18 protein-coding genes and 1 tRNA gene are annotated in these 20692 nt (G+C 56.8%); 9 read left to right on the forward strand and 10 right to left on the reverse strand.

Annotated elements, in window-relative coordinates; genetic code table 11:
* Positions 1–42: 42 nt before the first annotated feature.
* Both IM303_RS04065 and mgtE read left to right on the forward strand, forming a co-directional pair.
* On the forward strand, positions 43–1686 hold the full coding sequence (locus IM303_RS04065; RefSeq protein WP_192971277.1) for a multidrug ABC transporter permease/ATP-binding protein: 1644 nt from the start codon (positions 43–45) through the stop codon (positions 1684–1686).
* Positions 1687–1833: 147 nt separating this feature from the next.
* A complete protein-coding gene (gene mgtE / locus IM303_RS04070) occupies positions 1834–3270 on the forward strand; it encodes a magnesium transporter (RefSeq protein ID WP_028013894.1) in 1437 nt (478 codons plus the stop codon).
* On the opposite strand, the gene IM303_RS04075 is transcribed toward mgtE, so the two are convergent.
* Positions 3233–4522 carry a SulP family inorganic anion transporter gene (locus IM303_RS04075; protein ID WP_193359702.1) on the reverse strand — a complete coding sequence of 430 codons (1290 nt, stop codon included), beginning with the start codon at positions 4520–4522 and terminating at the stop codon, positions 3233–3235. The two genes, mgtE and IM303_RS04075, sit on opposite strands and share 38 nt — an antisense overlap.
* 188 nt (positions 4523–4710) lie before the next feature.
* Between IM303_RS04075 and mqo the strand changes: the two genes are divergently transcribed.
* Positions 4711–6360, forward strand: coding sequence for a malate dehydrogenase (quinone) (gene mqo / locus IM303_RS04080; protein ID WP_028013892.1), 1650 nt, complete (start codon positions 4711–4713; stop codon positions 6358–6360).
* 80 nt (positions 6361–6440) lie between these two features.
* Here mqo and eco read toward each other — a convergent pair whose 3' ends face one another.
* Positions 6441–6944, reverse strand: coding sequence for a serine protease inhibitor ecotin (gene eco, locus IM303_RS04085; protein WP_028013891.1), 504 nt, complete (start codon positions 6942–6944; stop codon positions 6441–6443).
* 209 nt (positions 6945–7153) lie between these two features.
* On the opposite strand from eco, the gene IM303_RS04090 reads away from it, so the two are divergent.
* Positions 7154–7414 carry a DUF2534 family protein gene (locus IM303_RS04090; RefSeq protein WP_008500962.1) on the forward strand — a complete coding sequence of 87 codons (261 nt, stop codon included), beginning with the start codon at positions 7154–7156 and terminating at the stop codon, positions 7412–7414.
* Positions 7415–7537: 123 nt separating this feature from the next.
* Positions 7538–8725: an MFS transporter gene (locus IM303_RS04095; RefSeq protein ID WP_193359611.1), complete on the forward strand. Its 1188-nt coding sequence runs from the start codon at positions 7538–7540 to the stop codon at positions 8723–8725.
* Positions 8726–8762: 37 nt separating this feature from the next.
* On the opposite strand, the gene IM303_RS04100 is transcribed toward IM303_RS04095, so the two are convergent.
* From IM303_RS04100 to IM303_RS04110, 3 genes are all read right to left on the reverse strand, one after another.
* Positions 8763–8839: transfer RNA gene (locus IM303_RS04100), tRNA-Pro, on the reverse strand.
* Positions 8840–8911: 72 nt separating this feature from the next.
* Positions 8912–10672, reverse strand: coding sequence for an LPS biosynthesis-modulating metalloenzyme YejM (gene yejM / locus IM303_RS04105; RefSeq protein ID WP_049000385.1), 1761 nt, complete (start codon positions 10670–10672; stop codon positions 8912–8914).
* Between the two features lie 19 nt (positions 10673–10691).
* Complete coding sequence (locus IM303_RS04110; RefSeq protein ID WP_014884596.1) at positions 10692–10919, reverse strand: YejL family protein; 228 nt, start codon at positions 10917–10919, stop codon at positions 10692–10694.
* A 134-nt stretch (positions 10920–11053) separates the two neighbouring features.
* Here IM303_RS04110 and yejK point away from each other — a divergent pair, with 134 nt between their 5' ends.
* Positions 11054–12061, forward strand: coding sequence for a nucleoid-associated protein YejK (yejK, locus tag IM303_RS04115; protein WP_008500957.1), 1008 nt, complete (start codon positions 11054–11056; stop codon positions 12059–12061).
* A gap of 50 nt (positions 12062–12111) precedes the next feature.
* On the opposite strand, the gene rplY is transcribed toward yejK, so the two are convergent.
* Both rplY and IM303_RS04125 read right to left on the reverse strand, forming a co-directional pair.
* On the reverse strand, positions 12112–12396 hold the full coding sequence (gene rplY, locus IM303_RS04120; protein ID WP_028013887.1) for a 50S ribosomal protein L25: 285 nt from the start codon (positions 12394–12396) through the stop codon (positions 12112–12114).
* A 125-nt stretch (positions 12397–12521) separates the two neighbouring features.
* Positions 12522–14282: a DEAD/DEAH box helicase gene (locus IM303_RS04125; protein WP_049000384.1), complete on the reverse strand. Its 1761-nt coding sequence runs from the start codon at positions 14280–14282 to the stop codon at positions 12522–12524.
* 152 nt (positions 14283–14434) lie between these two features.
* Here IM303_RS04125 and rsuA point away from each other — a divergent pair, with 152 nt between their 5' ends.
* The 3 genes from rsuA (at position 14435) to IM303_RS04140 (ending at position 16978) form a co-directional block, all read left to right on the forward strand.
* Positions 14435–15142 carry a 16S rRNA pseudouridine(516) synthase RsuA gene (gene rsuA, locus IM303_RS04130; RefSeq protein ID WP_028013885.1) on the forward strand — a complete coding sequence of 236 codons (708 nt, stop codon included), beginning with the start codon at positions 14435–14437 and terminating at the stop codon, positions 15140–15142.
* Positions 15143–15157: 15 nt separating this feature from the next.
* Positions 15158–16354: a Bcr/CflA family multidrug efflux MFS transporter gene (locus tag IM303_RS04135; protein ID WP_041908984.1), complete on the forward strand. Its 1197-nt coding sequence runs from the start codon at positions 15158–15160 to the stop codon at positions 16352–16354.
* Between the two features lie 279 nt (positions 16355–16633).
* On the forward strand, positions 16634–16978 hold the full coding sequence (locus IM303_RS04140) for a YejG family protein (protein WP_028013883.1): 345 nt from the start codon (positions 16634–16636) through the stop codon (positions 16976–16978).
* Between the two features lie 3 nt (positions 16979–16981).
* Here IM303_RS04140 and yejF read toward each other — a convergent pair whose 3' ends face one another.
* The 3 genes from yejF to IM303_RS04155 are packed head-to-tail and all read right to left on the reverse strand — an operon-like array spanning position 16982 to position 20692.
* Positions 16982–18571 carry a microcin C ABC transporter ATP-binding protein YejF gene (gene yejF / locus IM303_RS04145; protein ID WP_049000383.1) on the reverse strand — a complete coding sequence of 530 codons (1590 nt, stop codon included), beginning with the start codon at positions 18569–18571 and terminating at the stop codon, positions 16982–16984.
* Between the two features lies 1 nt (position 18572).
* Positions 18573–19598 carry an ABC transporter permease gene (locus IM303_RS04150; protein WP_028013881.1) on the reverse strand — a complete coding sequence of 342 codons (1026 nt, stop codon included), beginning with the start codon at positions 19596–19598 and terminating at the stop codon, positions 18573–18575.
* On the reverse strand, positions 19598–20692 hold the full coding sequence (locus IM303_RS04155) for a microcin C ABC transporter permease YejB (protein WP_028013880.1): 1095 nt from the start codon (positions 20690–20692) through the stop codon (positions 19598–19600). Before IM303_RS04155 ends, IM303_RS04150 begins: the two co-directional genes overlap by 1 nt.

Here is a 20692-nt window from a genome sequence, read left to right on the forward strand (position 1 = left end):
AGTTTACACTGCTGGCTGATTTTTATTGTCCGGATTGCCTGCATGCAACTACTTCTTCTTGTCTGGCGTCAGTACCGCTGGCCCTTCATTGCCGTAATGGCCTTAAGCCTTGCCAGCGCGGCGCTGGGTATTGGCCTGATCGCGTTTATAAACGTGCGGCTGATCGAAATGGTCGATACCTCACTCTCGGTTCTGCCGGAGTTTCTCGGCCTGCTGCTGCTGTTGATGGCGGTTACGCTCGGCTCTCAGCTGGCGCTGACCGCGCTTGGTCACCATTTCGTTTTCCGCCTGCGCAGCGAGTTCATCAAGCGGATCCTCGACACGCAGGTTGAGCGCGTGGAGCAGCTCGGCAGCGCCTCCCTGCTGGCGGGGCTGACCAGCGACGTGCGCGCGATTACCATCGCGTTTGTCCGCCTGCCGGAGCTGGTGCAGGGGATCATCCTGACCTTTGGCTCGGCGGCCTATCTCGCCTGGCTTTCGACCAAAATGCTGGCGGTGACCGCGGTGTGGATTGCCATCACCATCTGGGGCGGTTTCATGCTGGTGTCGCGCGTCTATAAACACATGGCGGTTCTGCGCGAAACGGAAGATAAGCTCTATAACGATTACCAGACGGTACTGGAAGGGCGCAAAGAGCTGACCCTCAACCGCGAGCGTGCCGAGCATATCTTCAATAACCTCTATATCCCGGACGCACGCGAATACCGGCACCACATTATTCGCGCCGATACCTTCCACCTGAGCGCGGTGAACTGGTCCAACATTATGATGCTGGGCGCCATTGGCCTGGTATTCTGGATGGCGAACAGCCTGGGCTGGGCGGACACCAACGTGGCGGCGACCTACTCGCTGACCCTGCTGTTCCTGCGTACGCCGCTGCTCTCGGCCGTCGGCGCATTGCCCACCTTGCTAAGCGCACAGGTGGCGTTTAACAAGCTTAAGAAGTTCGATCTGGCGCCATTTAAGGCTGAATTCCCGCGCCCGCAGGCCTTCCCGAACTGGCAGACCCTGGAGCTGCGCGACGTGACGTTCCGCTATCAGGACAACGCCTTCTCCGTGGGACCGGTCAATCTGACGATTCACCGCGGCGAACTGCTGTTCCTCATCGGCGGCAACGGTAGCGGAAAATCCACGCTGGCGATGTTGCTCACCGGACTTTACCAGCCGCAGTCGGGCGAGATCCTGCTGGACGGTAAGGCGCTGAGCGCGGAGAAACCCGAGGATTACCGCAAGCTTTTCTCAGCGGTATTCACCGATGTCTGGCTGTTTGACCAGCTGCTGGGGCCGGAAGGGCAGCAGGCCAATCCGGCGCTGGTTGAGAAATGGCTTGCGCAGCTGCAGATGTCGCACAAGCTGGAGCTCCAGGACGGCAAAATCCTGAACCTCAAGCTCTCTAAGGGGCAGAAGAAGCGCGTGGCGCTGCTGCTGGCGCTGGCGGAAGAGCGTGACATCATCCTGCTGGATGAATGGGCGGCGGATCAGGACCCGCACTTCCGTCGCGAGTTTTATCAGGTGCTGCTGCCGCTTATGCAGGAGATGGGCAAGACCATTTTCGCCATCAGCCACGACGATCATTACTTCATTCACGCCGACCGTCTGCTGGAGATGCGCGACGGCAGGCTGAGCGAGCTTACCGGCGACGAGCGCGATGCGGCGTCGCGTGACGCGGTGGCGCGCACGGCCTGATGCCCTCACCCTAACCCTCTCCCACAGGGAGAGGGGATAATCGTGGCCGTAATGCCGCTTTTTTCTCCATCCCGCCTCGCTGTTTATTCTTATTTACATATCCTCGCGCTATGCTTAGTCTCAACTCATTTAATGGATTTATGATTGATGTCGGTATTAAAGAAAAACAGCGCCAGGCAGCGTGACCAGGAACGTGCGCGACTCATCTGGCTTCTCACGACCGATAAAGCGGTCACGTCTACGCTATTAGGCAAACTGACCCTGGCTGAGCAATATGATGTCGGCACCTTAGCCGACGATATTGCTGAGGTAGGTGCGCTGGTTGCTCATTTACCGCCGCCGGATCTGGCGGATACCCTGGAAGCGCTTCCTTCGGAAGAGCGTCACGCCCTCTGGCGCCTGGTACAGGATCACGAGCGCGGCCAGGTTCTGCTTGAAGCCTCCGAAAACGTCTGGGATGACCTGATCGACGAGATGAGCGATCGGGATATCCTCGACGCCCTGCAAACCCTGGATATCGACGAGCAGATTTACCTTGTACAGCATCTGCCGCGTAACCTGACCGGCCGCCTGCTGGCCTCTCTGCCTGCCGATGAACGTGCGCGTGTGCGTCAGGTGATGCACTACGAGAAAAACAGCGTTGGCGCGATCATGGAGTTCGGCGTTATCACGGTACGTCCGGACGTCACGCTCGGTACCGTGCAGCGCTACCTGCGCCGCCTGGGCAAAATGCCGGACAACACCGATAAGCTGTTTGTCACCTCGCGGGATAAAACCCTGCTTGGCGAGCTGGAGCTGAAAACCATCCTGCTCAACAGCGCCCAGCAGCGGGTGAGCGAGGTGATGGAAAACGAGCCGATGGTCTTCTCCCCGGAAGACGATGCGGAAAAAGCGGCGCGTACCTTTGAACGTGATGACCTTGTGAGTGCGGCGGTCGTAGACTCCGTTGGCAAGCTGATGGGCCGTCTGACCATCGATGAAATCGTTGACGTGGTTTATGAAGAGACCGATAACGACCTGCGCGCGCTAGGCGGGATCAGCGCCGAAGATGACGTCCACGCCTCCGTCGGTAAGGCGGTGAAAACCCGCTGGGCCTGGCTGGCTATTAACCTGTGTACTGCCTTCATCGCTTCCCGTGTGATTGACGGCTTTGAACACACCATCTCGCAGCTGGTGGCGCTAGCCTCGCTGATGCCGATTGTGGCCGGAATTGGCGGCAACACCGGAAACCAGACCATCACCATGATCGTCCGCGCGCTGGCGCTGGAAAATATTCAGCCCGGTAACTTCGCCTTTCTGATCTTCAGGGAAATGGGCGTGGCGCTGATTAACGGCCTGGTATGGGGCGGCATTATGGGCGGCATCACGTGGTGGCTGTATGACGATATGGCCTTAGGCGGCGTGATGATGCTGGCGATGGTGCTGAATTTGCTGGTGGCATCGATGATGGGCGTCATTATCCCGCTGACGATGACCAAACTGGGGCGCGACCCCGCGGTGGGGTCGAGCGTGATGATCACCGCCATCACCGATACCGGCGGTTTCTTTATTTTTCTTGGGCTGGCAACGATTTTTCTGCTTTAACCCGACGCTTAATGCGGGCGGGGATCAGTGCCATGACGATAATCCCGCCCAGCACGCCAACCGCCAGGTTGCCGGTTGATACCGTGGCGGCTACCGTCACCAGCATCACCACCGTTTCGGCAACCGGGGCTTTTTTTATCGTGGCGGGCTTAAGGCTGTGCCAGCTGAAGGTTTTGACGGCAACAATCGCCATAATCCCCGCCAGCACCGCCATCGGGATTTTGGCCATCACTTCGCTGAGCGCCGTTACCAGGAGCAGCAGCACGATGCCCGCCGCAATGGTTGAAATGCGGCTTCGTCCTTTCCCCATCTCCACGTTAACGATGGTTTGTCCGATCATCGCGCAGCCCGCAATGCCACCGTAGAGCCCGGCCATGATATTCCCCACGCCCAGCCCGATGCTCTCGCGACGCTTGCTGGAGGGCGTAACCGTCAGTTCATCCACGAGTTTTGCCGTCAGCAGGGACTCCAGCAGACCAACGAAGGCAATACTCAACGCGCACGGCCAGATAATGTTCAGCGTCTGTAAATTAAGCGGCACCAGCAGCTCGGTAAATCCAGGCAGACCGCCAGTCATTGAGCCTTCATCACCGACAGTCGGCAGGATCTGACCGGTGGTGACGGTGAAAAGGGTTAACAGCACAATCGCAATCAGCGGGGAAGGGACGCTTTTAATATAGCGCGGCACCCACAGCACAATCAGCAGCGTCAGCACGAACAGGCCCACAATCAGCGGGCTTCGGCTCCAGAAATGCGGCACCTGAGCGAAGAAAATCAAAATGCCAAGGGCGTTAACAAATCCGGTCATCACCGACTGGGGAATAAAGCGCATCAGCCTTGCCATGCCCAGCACGCCAAACAGAATCTGGATCACGCCAGCCATCAGCACGGCGGGAAGAATGTATTGCACCCCGTGCTGATGCACCATCGGGCCAATCACCAGCGCTACGGAACCGGCCGCAGCCGTGACCATCGCCGGACGACCGCCCAGCACGGAGAGAGCAAGACACAGCACCACGGAGGCGATCAGGCTGACCTTAGGGTCAACGCCCGCCACCACGGAAAATGAGATCACTTCGGGGATCAGCGCCAGAGCGGTAATCACGCCCGCCAGCGTTTCACGCGCCAGTTGTTTAGGGGAGTGCAGCACGCTGGCTACACTGTCTTCAGGGGATACGGCAGAATGAGGTAAGGACATAACAGTTCGCTGGTTAGGGCAGGCTTCCGTGCGCGCGATCACAAAGTGCAGCATAGTAGCCATAAATTCCTCCTTATACCAGTTGCGCGCCGCAATCCCCTACAAACAATCCATCATTAAATTTCACAATTACAATAATTTCGTAACCTTTAAACAATATTTAAAAGTTGTTACCGTGCCCACGCAGCTTTTTTCACCTGCAATTTCCACGCATCAAGCACTTTTACACTAAGGCATAAATTATGAAAAAAATGACTGCCATGCTCTTTTCTCTGGCCGTCGGGCTCAACGCCGTCTCAATGGCAGCGAAAGCAGACGCACCAAAAGAGCAGGAAACGGACGTCCTTTTAATTGGTGGCGGCATCATGAGCGCCACGCTGGGAACCTATCTGCAAGAACTGCAGCCGGACTGGTCCATGACCATGGTCGAGCGCCTTGATGGCGTGGCGCAGGAGAGTTCGAACGGCTGGAATAACGCTGGTACGGGCCATTCGGCACTCATGGAACTGAACTATACGCCGCAGAAAAAGGACGGTTCCATTAGTATCGAGAAGGCGGTAGAGATCAATGAAGCGTTCCAGATCTCGCGTCAGTTCTGGTCTCACCAGGTCAACAGCGGCGTGATGCACGACCCGCACTCCTTCATCAATACCGTGCCGCACATGAGCTTTGTGTGGGGCGAGCAAAACGTGAATTTCCTGCGCGCGCGCTACGCTGCGCTGCAGCAGAGCACCCTGTTCCGTGGGATGAAATACTCCGAAGACCACGCGCAGATTAAAGAGTGGGCGCCGCTGGTCATGGAAGGCCGTGACCCGAACCAGAAAGTGGCGGCGACCCGTACCGAAATTGGCACCGACGTGAACTACGGCGAAATTACCCGTCAGCTGGTGGCGTCCCTGAAGAAGAAAGATAACTTCAATTTGCAGCTCAGCACCGAAGTGCGCGGCTTTAAGCGCAATGCGGACAACAGCTGGAGCGTGACGGTTGCCGATCTGAAAAACAATGAAGCCGAGCACGTCATTAAGGCGAAATTTGTCTTCATCGGTGCGGGCGGCGCGGCGCTGAAGCTGCTGCAGGAGTCCGGTATTCCTGAAGCTGACGACTACGCGGGCTTCCCGGTCGGCGGCCAGTTCCTGGTGTCCGAGAACCCGGAAGTGGTGAACCGTCACCTGGCAAAAGTGTACGGTCAGGCTTCCGTCGGTGCGCCACCGATGTCCGTCCCGCATATCGATACCCGTATGCTTGACGGTAAACGCGTGGTGCTGTTCGGACCGTTCGCGACCTTCTCAACCAAGTTCCTGAAAAACGGCTCCCTCTGGGATCTGCTGAGCGCGACCACCACCTCTAACGTCAAACCGATGATGGACGTGGGCCTGGATAATTTCGACCTGGTGAAATACCTGATTAGCCAGGTGATGCTTTCTGATGAAGAACGCTTCGAGGCGCTGAAAGAGTACTATCCGCAGGCGAAGAAAGAAGACTGGCGTCTGTGGCAGGCGGGTCAGCGCGTGCAGATCATCAAGCGCGATCCGAAAGAGGGCGGCGTGCTGCGTCTGGGTACCGAAGTGGTGAGCGATAAGGATGGCACGATTGCCGCGCTGCTGGGTGCGTCACCGGGTGCATCTACCGCTGCGCCAATCATGCTGCACCTGATGGAAAAAGTGTTTAAAGACAAAGTTGCCAGCCCGGAATGGCAGGCGAAGCTGAAAACCATTATTCCATCCTACGGCACGAAGCTGAACGGTAACGTGGATGCGACGGAACAAGAGCTGGAGTACACCAGCCGCGTGCTGCAGCTGCAGTACGTGAAGCCGCAGGCTGCGGATGCTGCGCCGAAGGCGGAGCTGAAGCCTCAGCCGGAAAACAAGCCGGTTGCGGATATCGCGCTGTAAGGTAAAAGCAAAACGGTAACATCTGTTACCGTTTTTAGTTTAGCAGGTCGGGTAAGGCGAAGCCGCCACCCGACTTGTTTTTAACGTACTACCGCTTGTCCGACCGTCTCTTCTGCCTTCCACACGCGATATTTTACTTCCACGTTTTCAGGCGTATATACCACGATCGGCAACTTGCTGTTGTAGCGCAGCAGGCTGTTGTCGCCCAGATAGGCCGTCACAAATTTCTTCTCTTTCTTGCCGTCCGGGCAGGCCATCATGGTAGAGACCGGAGAGGTCACTTTATCAAAGACGTAATAGTCATAACCCCAGCCTTCCAGGGTTTTGCTTTCCAGCTGGCCGCCCAGACGATGCTGATTGCAGTCCACTTCCAGCGTCTTGCCAATTAACAGTTCGACTTTGTAATTCGCTTCGTCCTGCTGAACCGGCAGTTGAATCACCTGACGCTTCATGCCTTTTTCCGCTTGCGGATAGGGTGCAACTTTTTCCAGCGGCTGCGCTTTTTGGGCGTCGCTGGCGAAAGCGCTGGTGCTGACGCACGCGGCGGCGAGAAGCGCGATGGCAAATTTAGGTGCGTTTTTCATTGTCATTCCTTTATGTCAAAACGGTCCTGAACAGACTAACATAACGAGTGTGAATGATTGGTGTGATTTACTTACATTTTCATTATATGCAGCGTAATAAACTTAGAATTAACCTTTTTGGCAGGTGTTTGTACTGGTGTGGAGTGTGACGGGCGTTCGTGTTATTTTAGTCCATCGATAATGTTATTCATCTGTGAAAGGGAAGAGAGATGGTTCGTGCAAAACTGAAAACACCTGAAGGCCGCAAGTTCCTCCTGGCGCTACTCGTCGTGTTTATGATTGCTGCCGCGTGCGTCGGGCGGGCCACCATTGTTGGCGTCATTGAACAGTACAACATTCCTCTCTCCGCCTGGACTACCAGCATGTATGTGCTGCAGTCGGCGATGATCTTCGTTTACAGCCTTGTCTTCACCGTTCTGCTGGCCATCCCGCTGGGCATTTTCTTCCTGGGCGGACGTGAAAAACACTGAGCATTCACCTGCTATAAGAAGCCAGCCTGCGGGCTGGCTTTTTTATATGTGATGATATTTATTCGCATTTCCAGGGTATTCTGTGTCGAACAAGGTCGTTCGACATAAAGCAGGAGATGTTCAATGTTATCCCGGTTTGCAACGCTCAGCCGGATCCCGAAAGGCGTCTGGGTTGTGGGTGGGGTCAGTATGCTGATGGATATCTCCTCGGAGATCATTCACAGCCTGCTGCCGCTGTTTATGGTCACGACACTGGGAGCCAGCGTGATTTTCATTGGCTTGATTGAAGGCCTGGCTGAAGCCACCGCGCTGTTTATCAAAGTTTTTTCCGGTGCCATCAGTGACTACCTGGGTAAACGTAAAGGACTGGCGGTGCTGGGCTACGGTCTTGGCGCGCTGAGTAAGCCGCTGTTCGCTATCGCCTCTTCGTCGGGCATGATTCTGGGGGCACGCTTAATCGACCGGGTAGGGAAGGGGATCCGGGGCGCACCGCGCGATGCGCTGGTCGCTGACGTTACGCCGCCGGAACTTCGCGGCGCGGCCTTTGGGCTGCGTCAGTCGATGGATACCGTCGGCGCATTTCTCGGGCCGCTGCTGGCCGTAGGCTTAATGCTGCTGTGGAACGATGATTTCCGTACTATCTTCTGGATCGCAGTGATCCCCGGCGTCTTCGCCGTGGCGCTGCTTTTCTTCGGCCTGCATGAGCCGAAAACGCCCGTCGAACATAAACGCAAGAACCCCATCAAAAAAGAGAACCTCAGGCGCCTCGGGAAAGGCTGCTGGTGGGTTATTGGCCTGGGCGCCATCTTCACGCTCGCACGTTTCAGTGAAGCCTTTCTTGTCCTGCGCGCACAGCAGTCGGGGGTGCCGCTGGCGCTGATCCCGCTGGTGATGGTGGCCATGAATTTGCTCTATTTTCTGTCAGCCTATCCGTTTGGCAAGTTATCGGACGGGATGAGCCACACCCGACTACTGCAGTGGGGCCTGGTGATGCTGATTGGGGCAGATATTGTGCTGGCGCTAAGCACCCACTGGGCTGGAATGCTTCTGGGCGTTGCGCTTTGGGGAGTGCATATGGGGATGACGCAGGGGCTGCTGGCGGCAATGATCGCAAAAACGGCACCTGCGGATCTGCGCGGTACCGCCTACGGCATTTTTAGTCTGGTCAGCGGCGTGGGATTGTTAGTCGCCAGCCTGGGCGCCGGGGCCATCTGGGAAAGGTTTGGCGCGGAATATACGTTTTATGCCGGAGCCGTGATTTGTCTGGTTACACTGATGTACCTGCGCAAAACACCGGACGAGGCAAAATAAAAAACCAGCCGTAATAGGCTGGTTTTCAATGTGTTTTTGGTCGGCACGAGAGGATTTGAACCTCCGACCCCCGACACCCCATGACGGTGCGCTACCAGGCTGCGCTACGTGCCGACGCATAGAAAGAATACTACTCGATTCCGTTTCGAATGCAAGGGAATCCGTCGCTAACTGGTTTATTATTAATCAGTTAGCGATGAAGCGCTTCTCATCCGTCAGAACCTGTAACAGCAGGCTAAGCTGTGGTTTCTGGTCCTTCAGCCGTTCACCCTGCAGATTATAGGTCTGATAGTTCCCGTTGCTGTTCAGCACCAGCGTCAGCTTCGGCGTGGTCACCACCAGCGTGTTGCCGTCAGCTGCAGTCACCCAGTTATGGCGGCGCGTGGCGCTGAAGAGATCCTGCCCCTGCGAATACTCGTTTGCTGGCGTACTGACGTGCAGCAGGCGCTGCATCAGGGTCGTCATGACATCTTTATGTTCTGTGAGCATATTGATGCGCTGCGCCGGCGTTCCCGGCCAGTGGATCACCAGCGGAACATGCAGGTTTGGACGTGACCAGCTCATGCTCTTCGTCTCGTCGCCTAACGGTACGCCATGCCCCGCGGTCACGATCACGACCGTGTTATCAAGCTTGCCTGATTCACGTAGCGCGTCAAGCACGCGGCCAATCTGTGCGTCAACATCGCTGGCCGCGCGGCCGTAGCGGCGCGCAAAGCTAGCCTGGTTGCTGTCGTTAAGCGTTGTGCCGTTAAAGGCCACCCACGAGAACCAGCGGTTATCTTCCTGCGCGTAGCGCTGCAGCCAGTTTATCCACTGGTTTGCGGTCTGGGCATCAGACTGGCTCTGCGCGGCAGGCAGTGAGAAATCAGAGAGCAGCGCCTGGCGGTACAGTGGACTGTTGAAGCCGTCCGATGAGAACAACCCTAACTGATAGCCCTGCTGATTAAGCCCGGTGATCAGCGCCGCAGGAATGCGCGCAGACAGCACGCCGTCCATGTATCCGGCAGAAATGCCATAGAACAGGCCAAAGATACCTGCATCGGTTGAGTTACCTGAACTCATATGTTGGGTAAACGATACGTTCTGACTCGCGAAATCGGCCAGCGCAGGCATCTGCTTCTCGTAACGAGAATAGTTGAGGCCATCGACGGTAATCAGCAGGACGTTTTGCCCGCGACCCATATCGCGATAGCGCAGATCGCTCAGTGGATACTGCACGCTAACCGCCTCCGGATTACCCTGTTCGACCAGACGGCGCTGGTACTCCTGGGCATCAAGCAGGCCGTGTTTCTCAAGGAAACGACGGGCCGTCATCGGATAAGAGAGCGGCAGGTTAGCGCGCTGCATGGTAATAGGGCGATAGAAGTTCGCATCCGCCCAGATATACATGAGATGCGAACTGATAAATGAGACGAAAAAGAGCGCGGCGACGGGCTTCGCGTAATGGCGGCGTCGGGTCAGGCTGCGGAGCTTTTGCCAGCTCCAGGTGGCAAACAGCATCTCAATCAACAGGATCACCGGAACGCTGATGAACATCAGCTGCCAGTCGCGGGCCGTTTCGTTCTGGTCGGGGTTGATCACCAGTTCCCAGACGATAGGGTTGAGATGCAGGTGGAAGCGGGTGAACACTTCACTGTCGATAAGCAGCAGCGTCATCCCCACCGTCGCAAGGATTGCGGACAAGAACCGCATCAAACGCTGCGACATGACGATAAACGTCAGAGGAAACAGGATCAGCAGATAGGTGGCGAATACCAAAAAGCTAAAGTGACCAACAACGCTTATCCAGGAGTAGATACGCCCGGTTAGCGTTGTGGGCCAGTCTGCGACAAACAGATAACGACAGCCAATTACCGTCGCTAGCAGAATGTTGAACAGGGCAAACCAGTGTCCCCAGCTGACCATCTGGGAGACTTTTTCACGGTAGCGCTGACGATTCGTCACCATAAACTGTTGTTCGTTTCCCTTAATGGGCCTGGTCGTTGCTGACGGATGACTGTAACGCCTGGGCGAAAGATTTGGCGATCGCCTGACGCTGAGCCGGAGCAACGCTGGTGTTGATAAGGTTGGTGACCATATTTCCCAAAACCATCAGGGAGAGATCGGTCGGCGTTTTATGTTTTTCCAGTACGTTGACCAGCTCACTGAGCAGTTGTTCAACGTGTTCATCACTGTAGCGGGAATGTTGTGGCATAAATCAAAATCAGTTTGTTGATGAAAGGGCAACATATTACCGTAGCAACAGCTTTTTTTCCCCTTTTTTATCTGTTGTTGCACACATGTCCTGGTGGTGGTTGAATACCGCCCGGTCTAAAAGGAGAGTTTATCATGAGTCTGGAAATCAACCAGATTGCCTTGCACCAGCTTATCAAGCGTGATGAGCAAACCCTTGAAGTGGTGCTACGCGATTCGTTACTGGAACCCACGGCAACCGTTGTGGAAATGATGGCAGAGCTGCATCGCGTCTACAGCGCTAAAAATAAAGCCTATGGTCTGTTCAGCGAAGAGAGTGAGCTGGCCGATAGCCTGCGCCTGCAGCGTCAGGGCGAGGAGGATTTCCTGGCGTTTAGCCGCGCGGCAACCGGGCGTCTGCGCGACGAGCTGGCGAAATATCCGTTCGCCGACGGCGGTATTGTCCTGTTCTGCCACTATCGTTACCTGGCGGTCGAGTACCTGCTGGTTACCGTGCTGAATAACTTAAGCAGCATGCGCGTGAACGAGCAGCTGGACATCAGCTCAACGCACTATCTGGATATCAACCATGCGGATATTGTGGCGCGTATTGATTTGACCGAGTGGGAAACTAACCCGGAGTCGACCCGCTACCTCACCTTCCTGAAGGGGCGGGTGGGCCGCAAAGTGGCGGATTTCTTTATGGACTTCCTCGGTGCCAGCGAAGGCCTGAACGCCAAAGCGCAGAACAAAGGGCTGCTGCAGGCCGTTGATGACTTCACGGCGGAAGCGCAACTCGATAAATCTGAACGCCAGACCGTGCGTCAGCAGGTTTACAGCTACTGCAACGAGCAGCTGCAGGCGGGGGAAGAGATTGAACTGGAGTCCCTGTCAAAAGAGCTGGCGGGCGTCAGCGAAGTGAGCTTCCAGGAATTCACCGCGGAGAAGGGCTATGAGCTTGAGGAGAGCTTCCCGGCGGATCGCAGCACGCTGCGTCAGTTAACCAAATTTGCCGGCAGCGGCGGTGGGTTAACCATCAACTTTGACGCCATGCTGTTAGGGGAACGCATTTTCTGGGATCCAGCCACCGATACCCTGACCATCAAAGGCACGCCGCCGAATCTGCGCGATCAGCTTCAGCGCCGCACGTCTGGCGGTAAATAGCAGCCATAAAAAAACCCCGCCGAAGCGGGGTTTTCTCGACAGGTTTGCGATTACGCGCGAACGAAGTCGATGTGAGTCAGTTTTGGCTTGAACGCGTGACGCTGAACAGCCTGAACCTTCACTTTTTCTTCTTTACCGCCAACAACGATGGTCAGAACTTCGCTGTAGAACTCAGCTTTGGTCTGCATGTTCCACACTTTGTCGTGATCCAGTTCGATAGCAACTGGAGCAGCTTCGCCACCGTAAACGATAGCCGGGAACTTGTTAGCGTTACGCAGGCGGCGGCTCGCACCCTTACCCTGCACGTTACGTACTTCTGCTTCGATAGTGAACATTGATTTCTCTCTGTATTTAAAACCCTACTACAGGCGACCCAGCAGCAGGTGAGTGTTCTGCCCCACGGATGTGAAGCGGGCGGCATTTTATACTCAAATGCCCCGCACATCAATGAAAAGTCCCGTTAGCCGCGCAATTCATTTGCCCGACGGAAGCGACCTTCATAGTCAAAGACCTTCTCGCGAACCTGCCAGAACTGGCCTTTCTTACGGGCGACCACGAAGTCGGGGTGGCGCAGCTGCGCCTGCTGATGCACGATATCCGCCACGGTTATCCAGCGCAGCGGCACGCCAGGCGTACGGGTATGCGGCCGGATAAACAGCTGCTCAAATGCCGTACGCTGGGCAGGCGTCTGAACCCTGAACCGTTCGCTGACGTCAGCGCCATCCTCATCGTAATAGGTGATTTTCAGCCATTCGCCTTTTTCATCCGCGCCGGGCTGCAGCGCCATGCCGGAGCAGCGCAACACCAGCGCATCTTTCAGCTTCAGCGCCGCTTTCAGCATGTCGTCCGGGTCCACCAGCACCGTGTCGCACTCGCGGCAACGGCGGGCGGCGATGTCATTTTCGGCGTTGCACTGCGGGCAGTTTTTGAAGCGGAAGCGGAAATCGCACTGCTCGCGATGCCCCTCATCATCCTCAAACCAGCCCTGACAGCGGCGGCCAAAGTGTTCAATCAGCGTGCCGTCGGCGGTGGTTTTTCCCCAGAAGGTGTTGGCAAAGCCGCAGGCCGGGCAAAACACCTGTACCGGCACGTTGTCGCTTTTGCCTTTTGGCGCGCCCACTTCCGGGGAGTACAGATCGTGCGGGTTGCCGGCGTAATCCAGTATCAGGCAGTCGGTTTTGCCCGGCGCCAGGCGCAGGCCACGGCCGACAATCTGCTGATACAGGCTGACGGATTCCGTCGGGCGCAGAATCGCAATCAGGTCGACGTGCGGGGCGTCAAACCCGGTGGTTAATACGGAGACATTCACCAGGTAGCGGAACTGCTGGGCTTTGAAAGCCTCAATCAGCCTGTCGCGCTCCGGGCCGGGCGTTTCGCCAGTGATCAGCGCTGCGTCGTCAGCGGGTAGCAGTCCCGTGATTTCGCGCGCGTGTTCGACAGTGGCAGCAAAAATCATCACCCCTTTACGCGTTTGCGCGAACTCTTCAATCTGGCTGATGATATGCGGCGTGATCCGCTTCTGTTTTTTCAGCTCATGGTTAAGATCCGCCTCGCTGAACAGCCCGTTGCTCTGCGCCTGTAAGCGGCTGAAATCGTACTGCACGACCGGCATATCCAGCCGCTCGGGCGGCGTCAGGTAGCCGTGCTTAATCATGTAGCGCAGCGGAAGTTCATAGATACAGTCGCTGAACAGCGCTTTCTCGTCGCCGCGCACCATGCCATGATAATGAAAGCGGTAGATCCAGCCTTTGCCCAGACGAAACGGGGTTGCCGTCAGGCCGAGCAGGCGTAAGTGAGGGTTCACCTCTTTAAGGTGAGTGAGGATTTGCTGATACTGGCTGTCGTCGTCATCGCTGATGCGGTGACATTCGTCGACAATCAGCAGCGAAAACTCGCTGCGGAACAGATCCAGGTTACGGGCCACCGACTGTACGCTGCCGAAAACCACTTTGCCGTGGCTCTCTTTGCGCTTCAGCCCGGCGGCGAAAATGTCGGCTTCCAGCCCCAGCGCACAATATTTGGCATGGTTTTGCGCCACCAGCTCTTTGACGTGGGCCAATACCAGCACGCGACCGCGCGCCAGGCGCGCCAGTTCGGCAATGACCAGGCTCTTGCCTGCACCGGTCGGGAGGACAATGGCCGCCGGTTCCCGGTGTTTACGGAACCAGGCGAGCGTCGCGTCAACGGCTTCCTGCTGATAGGGACGAAGTGTAAAAGTCATGGGGTCTCTGTTTCGTTAATCCGCATATAGTATGCCACGAAACTTTTTCCCTTGAGTGGCGCAACCAGACCATTATACTGAACCGTTCCTGACTGCTTCTTTTTTCGGACGCACGGTCCGACTTCCAGCACCATTAAGGCTAAAAAGATTTCATGCGACTTGATAAGTTTATCGCTCAGCAACTCGGCGTAAGCCGCGCTATTGCCGGGCGCGAAATTCGCGCCAACCGCGTTACCGTGGATGGCGACATTGTGCGAGACAGCGCGTTCAAACTGCAGCCTGACCATCAGGTTGAGTACGACGGCAATCCGCTGACCCAGCAGCACGGTCCCCGCTATTTCATGCTCAATAAGCCGGAAGGCTATGTCTGCTCAACGGACGATCCGGATCACCCGACGGTGCTCTATTTCCTCGACGAACCGGTGGCGCATAAGCTGCACGCCGCGGGCCGCCTCGACATCGACACCACCGGTCTGGTGCTGATGACCGACGACGGTCAGTGGTCGCATCGCATCACTTCCCCGCGCCACCACTGTGAGAAAACCTATCTGGTCACGCTGGAGTCACCGGTTGCGGATGACACGGCAGAGCAATTCGCGAAAGGCGTTCAGCTGCATAATGAAAAGGATCTGACCAAACCCGCCGTGCTTGAGGTCATCACCCCGACGGAGGTCCGTTTGACCATCAGCGAAGGACGCTACCATCAGGTGAAACGCATGTTTGCCGCCGTGGGTAACCACGTTGTGGGCCTGCACCGTGAACGCATCGGTGCGATTGCGCTCGATCCCGACCTGGCGCCCGGTGAATATCGTCCGCTGACGGAAGAAGAGATTGCCAGCGTCGGTCTGCCTTCTCACTAATTTCAGGAGAACCCTGTGACCACCAGGCCACACTCGTCGTTCAAAATTGTCTTCATTCTTGGCCTGCTGGCGATGCTGATGCCACTGTCTATCGACATGTATCTGCCTGCGCTGCCGGTGATTTCCGCCCAGTTTGGCGTACCGGCAGGCAGCGCGCAGATGACGCTCAGCACCTATATTCTCGGTTTCGCGCTCGGACAGCTGCTGTATGGCCCAATGGCCGACAGCCTGGGGCGTAAGCCGGTTATTCTTGGCGGGACGCTGGTCTTTGCGGCCGCAGCGGTCGCCTGTGCGCTGGCGCAGAGTATCGATCAGCTGATTATCATGCGCTTCCTGCACGGGTTGGCCGCCGCTGCCGCGAGCGTGGTGATCAACGCCCTGATGCGTGATATCTACCCGAAAGAAGAGTTCTCCCGCATGATGTCGTTCGTCATGCTGGTGACGACGATTGCGCCGCTGGTGGCACCGATGGCCGGTGGTGCGGTGCTGGTGTGGTTTAGCTGGCACGCGATTTTCTGGATCCTGGCGCTGGCCGCGCTGCTGGCCTCGGCGATGATTTTCTTCTTTATTGATGAAACGCTGCCCGTCGAGCGCCGCCAGAAATTTCATATTCGAACCACGATAGGCAACTTTGCCTCGCTGTTTCGCCACAAGCGGGTGCTGAGCTACATGCTGGCGAGCGGGTTCAGCTTCGCCGGAATGTTCTCCTTCCTGAGCGCCGGGCCGTTTGTCTATATCGAACTGAACCACGTTTCGCCGCAGCACTTTGGCTATTATTTTGCGCTCAATATCGTCTTCCTGTTTGTCCTGACCATAATTAACAGCCGCTTTGTCCGGCGGGTGGGCGCGCTGAACATGTTCCGCGCCGGGCTGTGGATCCAGTTTGTGATGGCGGTCTGGCTGGTGGTGAGCGCGTTTCTGGACGTGGGCTTCTGGGCGCTGGTGATCGGCGTGGCGGCCTTTGTCGGCTGCGTGTCGATGATCTCATCCAATGCGATGGCGGTGATCCTCGACGAATTCCCGCACATGGCGGGAACCGCATCGTCACTAGCGGGAACCTTCCGCTTCGGGATTGGTGCCATCGTCGGGGCGTTACTCTCTATGGCGACCTTTACTACGGCCTGGCCTATGCTGTGGGCGATGGCTTTTTGCGCAACCAGCTCTGTGCTTTTCTGTCTTTATGCCAGCCGGCCGCGAAAAGCGGCGCACTAACGCGCAGATAAGGCCCGAAAGGGCCTTTTTTGTTGACGCATATCAACCAAACTCGCGTTCGTTTATCCCGTGTTTGTTTATTTTATGTAAAATCTATTTATGTAAAAAGTCACATCATTGTATTCAAAAAGGTTGAGTTAGATCGCAGAAACGGGTACATATAGCGCCGACGCGAGCCTCGATACCGATAAAAAAGCGCTGAATAGTGCAGGTTGGCGATGATGTGTTACTATAAATGTAAATAAATTGTGAAGTAAATTTTGCTTCCGGGGAACGAACGTGAATACATTACAACTCTCCATTGTCCATCGCTTGCCCCAGAGCTATCGCTGGTCGGCGGGTTTTGCAGGTTCGAAAGTTGAACCGATTCCGCAAAGCGTCGCGGGCTGTGAGAATTGCCTGGTGGCGCTCAAGCTGCTGAGCCCGAGCGACGAAAATGCGTGGCGGGTGATGGAGCGTCTCAGCCAGGCCCTGACGGATATCGAAGTGGACAGCTCCGTACTGGAGTGCGAAGGGGAGCCGTGCCTTTTTGTCAAAAGCCAGGACGAATTCGCCGCGACCTGCCGCCTGAAAAACTTTGGCGTTGCGATTGCTGAACCTTTCTCCGGCCAGTATCCGTTTTAAGCGCTAGTCTGCCGCGAGCAGCTGGCGCGTGTAGCTCTGCGTTGGCGCAGCAAATACGCGCTGGCAATCACCCTGTTCGACCACCTCACCCTGTCGTAGCACAATCACCTGATGGCATAGCGCCCGAACCACCTGTAGATCATGGCTGATAAAGATATAGGCCAGCCGGTGCTTTTGCTGTAGCCCTTTGAGTAGCGCCAGGATCTGCGCCTGTACGGTTCTGTCCAGAGACGAGGTCGGTTCATCCAGAATAATCAGCTCCGGTTTCAGGATCAGCGCGCGGGCGATGGCGATACGCTGGCGCTGTCCGCCGGAAAATTCCGCAGGGTAGCGGTGGCGAGTGTCGGGATCTAAGCCCACTTCCGCCATCACCCGCATGACCTCCTGTTCCCGCTGTTGCGCACTCAGGCCAGGCTGGTGAACGCGCAGGCCCTCTTCGATAATCTGCAACACGCTGAGGCGCGGGTTAAGCGAGGAGTTGGGATCCTGAAATACCACCTGCATGCGGGGCCGCACGGGCAGCATCTGGCGGCGGTTCCAGCGGTGCAGCGGCATATCGTCAAACAGGATCTCGCCCTGAGAGGCAATTAAGCGCAGCAGCGCCAGACCGGTAGTGCTTTTCCCCGAACCGGATTCGCCCACCAGCCCCAGGGATTCACCCGGTCGCAGCGAGAAGCGGATATTTTTCAGCACCGGGTTCTGGTCAACGATGCGCCGCAGAACGCCTTTGCGGATCGGGAATGAGACGGATAAATCATCGACGCGTAGCAGCGGTGTGCTGTCTGCCGTGAGAGGCACCGGGTCGCCGGAAGGTTCGCTGTCGAGCAGGCGCTGCGTATAGGGATGCTGCGGCGCGTTCAGCAGTTTGGACGCGGTATTCTGTTCAACGCAGCGCCCGTTTTGCATGACCGCGACGCTGTCGGCCAGCTTTTTCACGATGCTCAGGTTGTGCGTGATAAACAGCAGGCTCATGTCCAGCTCGTCACGCAGCTCCCTCAAGAGCGTCAGAATTTGCGCCTGCACCGTGACGTCCAGCGCCGTCGTCGGCTCGTCGGCAATCAACAGTTCGGGGCGCGTGAGCAGGGCCATGGCAATCATTACCCGCTGGCGTTCGCCGCCGGAGAGCTGATGCGGAAAATCATTCAGCCGTTTGGCCGCGTTGCGTATGCCTGTACGTTCCAGACAATCCAGAATTTCGCCCCGCGCGGCCTCTTTGCGCATCCCCCGATGAAGTGACAGCACTTCATAGAGCTGTTTTTCCAGCGTATGCAGTGGGTTGAGCGACACCATCGGCTCCTGGAAGATCATGGCAATCTTATTGCCGCGAATACCGCGCAGGGTATGTTCATCAGCGTGCAGCAGCGAACTGCCGTGGAACAGAATATCCCCTTGCGGATAGCTCACGGGCGGGGAGGGCAGCAGACGCAGGATGGAGAGCGCCGAGACGCTCTTGCCCGAACCGGATTCACCCACCAGCGCCAGCGTTTCACCGCGCTGGATCTGCAGCGACAGGTCGGTGACCACGGTACGGGTCTCGCCCTGCTTCGAGAAGGCAATCGACAGGCGATCAATACTGAGAAGTGGCTGCGTCATCTTATACCGCCTTGTTGGGATCGAAGGCATCGCGCACGGCTTCGCCAATAAAAATCAGCAGCGAAAGCAGCACGGCCACGGAAAGAAAGGCGGTGATGCCCAGCCACGGCGCCTGCAGGTTGTTCTTGCCCTGCAGCAGCAGTTCGCCGAGCGACGGCGACCCCAGCGGCAGGCCGAAGCCCAGAAAGTCCAGCGAGGTGAGGGTGGTGATGGAGCTGCACAGAATAAAGGGCAGGAAGGTGAGGGTCGCCACTACCGCATTGGGAAGCATATGGCGGAAGATGATTGCGCGATCGCTCACGCCTAACGCCTGAGCGGCGCGAATATAGTCGAAATTACGGGTGCGCAGAAACTCTGCCCGCACCACGCCCACCAGCGCCATCCAGCCAAACAGAACGGTGATGCCCAGCAGCCACCAGAAGCCCGGCTGTACCACGCTGGAAAGCAGAATGATCAGAAACAGCGTTGGCATACCGGACCAGACTTCGATGATACGCTGCCCCCACAGGTCAATTTTTCCGCCGTAGTAGCCCTGAACGGCGCCGGCCACTACGCCCATTACGCTGGAGAAGACGGTCAGCATTAATCCAAAGAGAATAGAAATCCGCGTACCGTAGAGGATGCGCGCCAGCACGTCGCCGCCGTTGGCGTCTGTTCCCAGCCAGTTTTGCGCAGAGGGCGGAGAAGGGAAGGGGGTTGTGGTCGCGAAGTTAATGCTGTTGGCGCCAAAGCGTACCGGAGCCCAGAGGGCCCAGCCGTGCTGTTCGATCTGCTGGCGCAGCCACGGATCCTGGTACTCCGCCGGGGTGGCAAACGGGCCGCCGAAGTCGCTTTCACTGTAGTTAGCCAGTACCGGCACGTACCAGCGGTCGTTAAAGTGCACCAGCAACGGTTTGTCGTTGGCGATCAGCTCCGAACACATGCTCAGGACAAACAGGACAGCAAAAATCCACAGCGACCAGTAGCCGCGGCGGTTATGGCGAAAACGGGCCCAGCGGGCCTGGTTAACGGGGCTTAAACGCGGCATCAGCGGCCCTCAAAATCAATTCGGGGATCGACTAGCGTATAGCTGATATCGCTGATGATATTCAGCAGCAGGCCAATCAGGGTGAAAATATAGAGCGTGCCAAACATTACCGGATAATCGCGCGATACGGTGGCTTCGTAGCCCAGCAGGCCGAGACCGTTGAGCGAGAACATCACCTCAATCAGCAGCGAGCCGGTAAAAAACATGCTGATGAACGTGGCTGGAAATCCGGCAATCACCAGCAGCATGGCGTTGCGGAAAACGTGTTTCCACATAATCTGCTTCTCGCTGACCCCTTTGGCGCGGGCGGTCACGACATACTGCTTGCGGATTTCATCGAGAAAGGCATTTTTCGTTAACATGGTCAGGGCGGCAAACCCGCCGATCACCGTCGCCAGCACCGGCAGCGTGATATGCCAGAGATAGTCGGTGATTTTCTGGTACCACGGCAGCGTGCTGAAATCGGCGGAGACCAGCCCCCGCAGCGGGAAGATGTCGAAATAGCTGCCTCCGGCAAAGAAGACAATCAGCAGAACGGCAAACAGAAACGCCGGAATAGCATAGCCGATGATGATGAAGGTGCTGCTCCAGATATCGAAGCGGCTGCCGTTATGCACCGCTTTTCGGATCCCGAGCGGTATAGAGACCAGATAGATAATCAGCGTCCCCCACAGCCCCAGCGTGACCGAAACCGGCAGGCTTTGCTTGATCAACGTTAATACGGACGCACTGCGGAACAGGCTATCGCCAAAATCAAAGCGGATATAATCCCAGAGCATCTTGAAATAGCGCTCGTGTATCGGCTTATCAAAGCCGTAGCGATGGGTGATCTCGGCGATCACTTCAGGATCCAGCCCGCGCCCGCCGCGGTAGTGGCTTTCGCTGATATTCCCCACGCCGGTTCGCGCATGGCTGGCGCCCATGCCTTCTCCGCCGCCGCCGGGCATGCCGCCGCTGTTGCCAAACTCAATGGCGGCAATGGCCTGGTCGACCGGCCCGCCCGGGGCAATTTGCACGATAAAAAAGTTAATGGTGATAATGGCCCACAGCGTGGGAATGACCAGCAGAAGACGGCGTATTAAATAGGCACCCAT

Origin of the sequence: Enterobacter cloacae complex sp. P38RS (assembly GCF_014930775.1) — a bacterium.
GTDB lineage: Bacteria > Pseudomonadota > Gammaproteobacteria > Enterobacterales > Enterobacteriaceae > Enterobacter > Enterobacter bugandensis.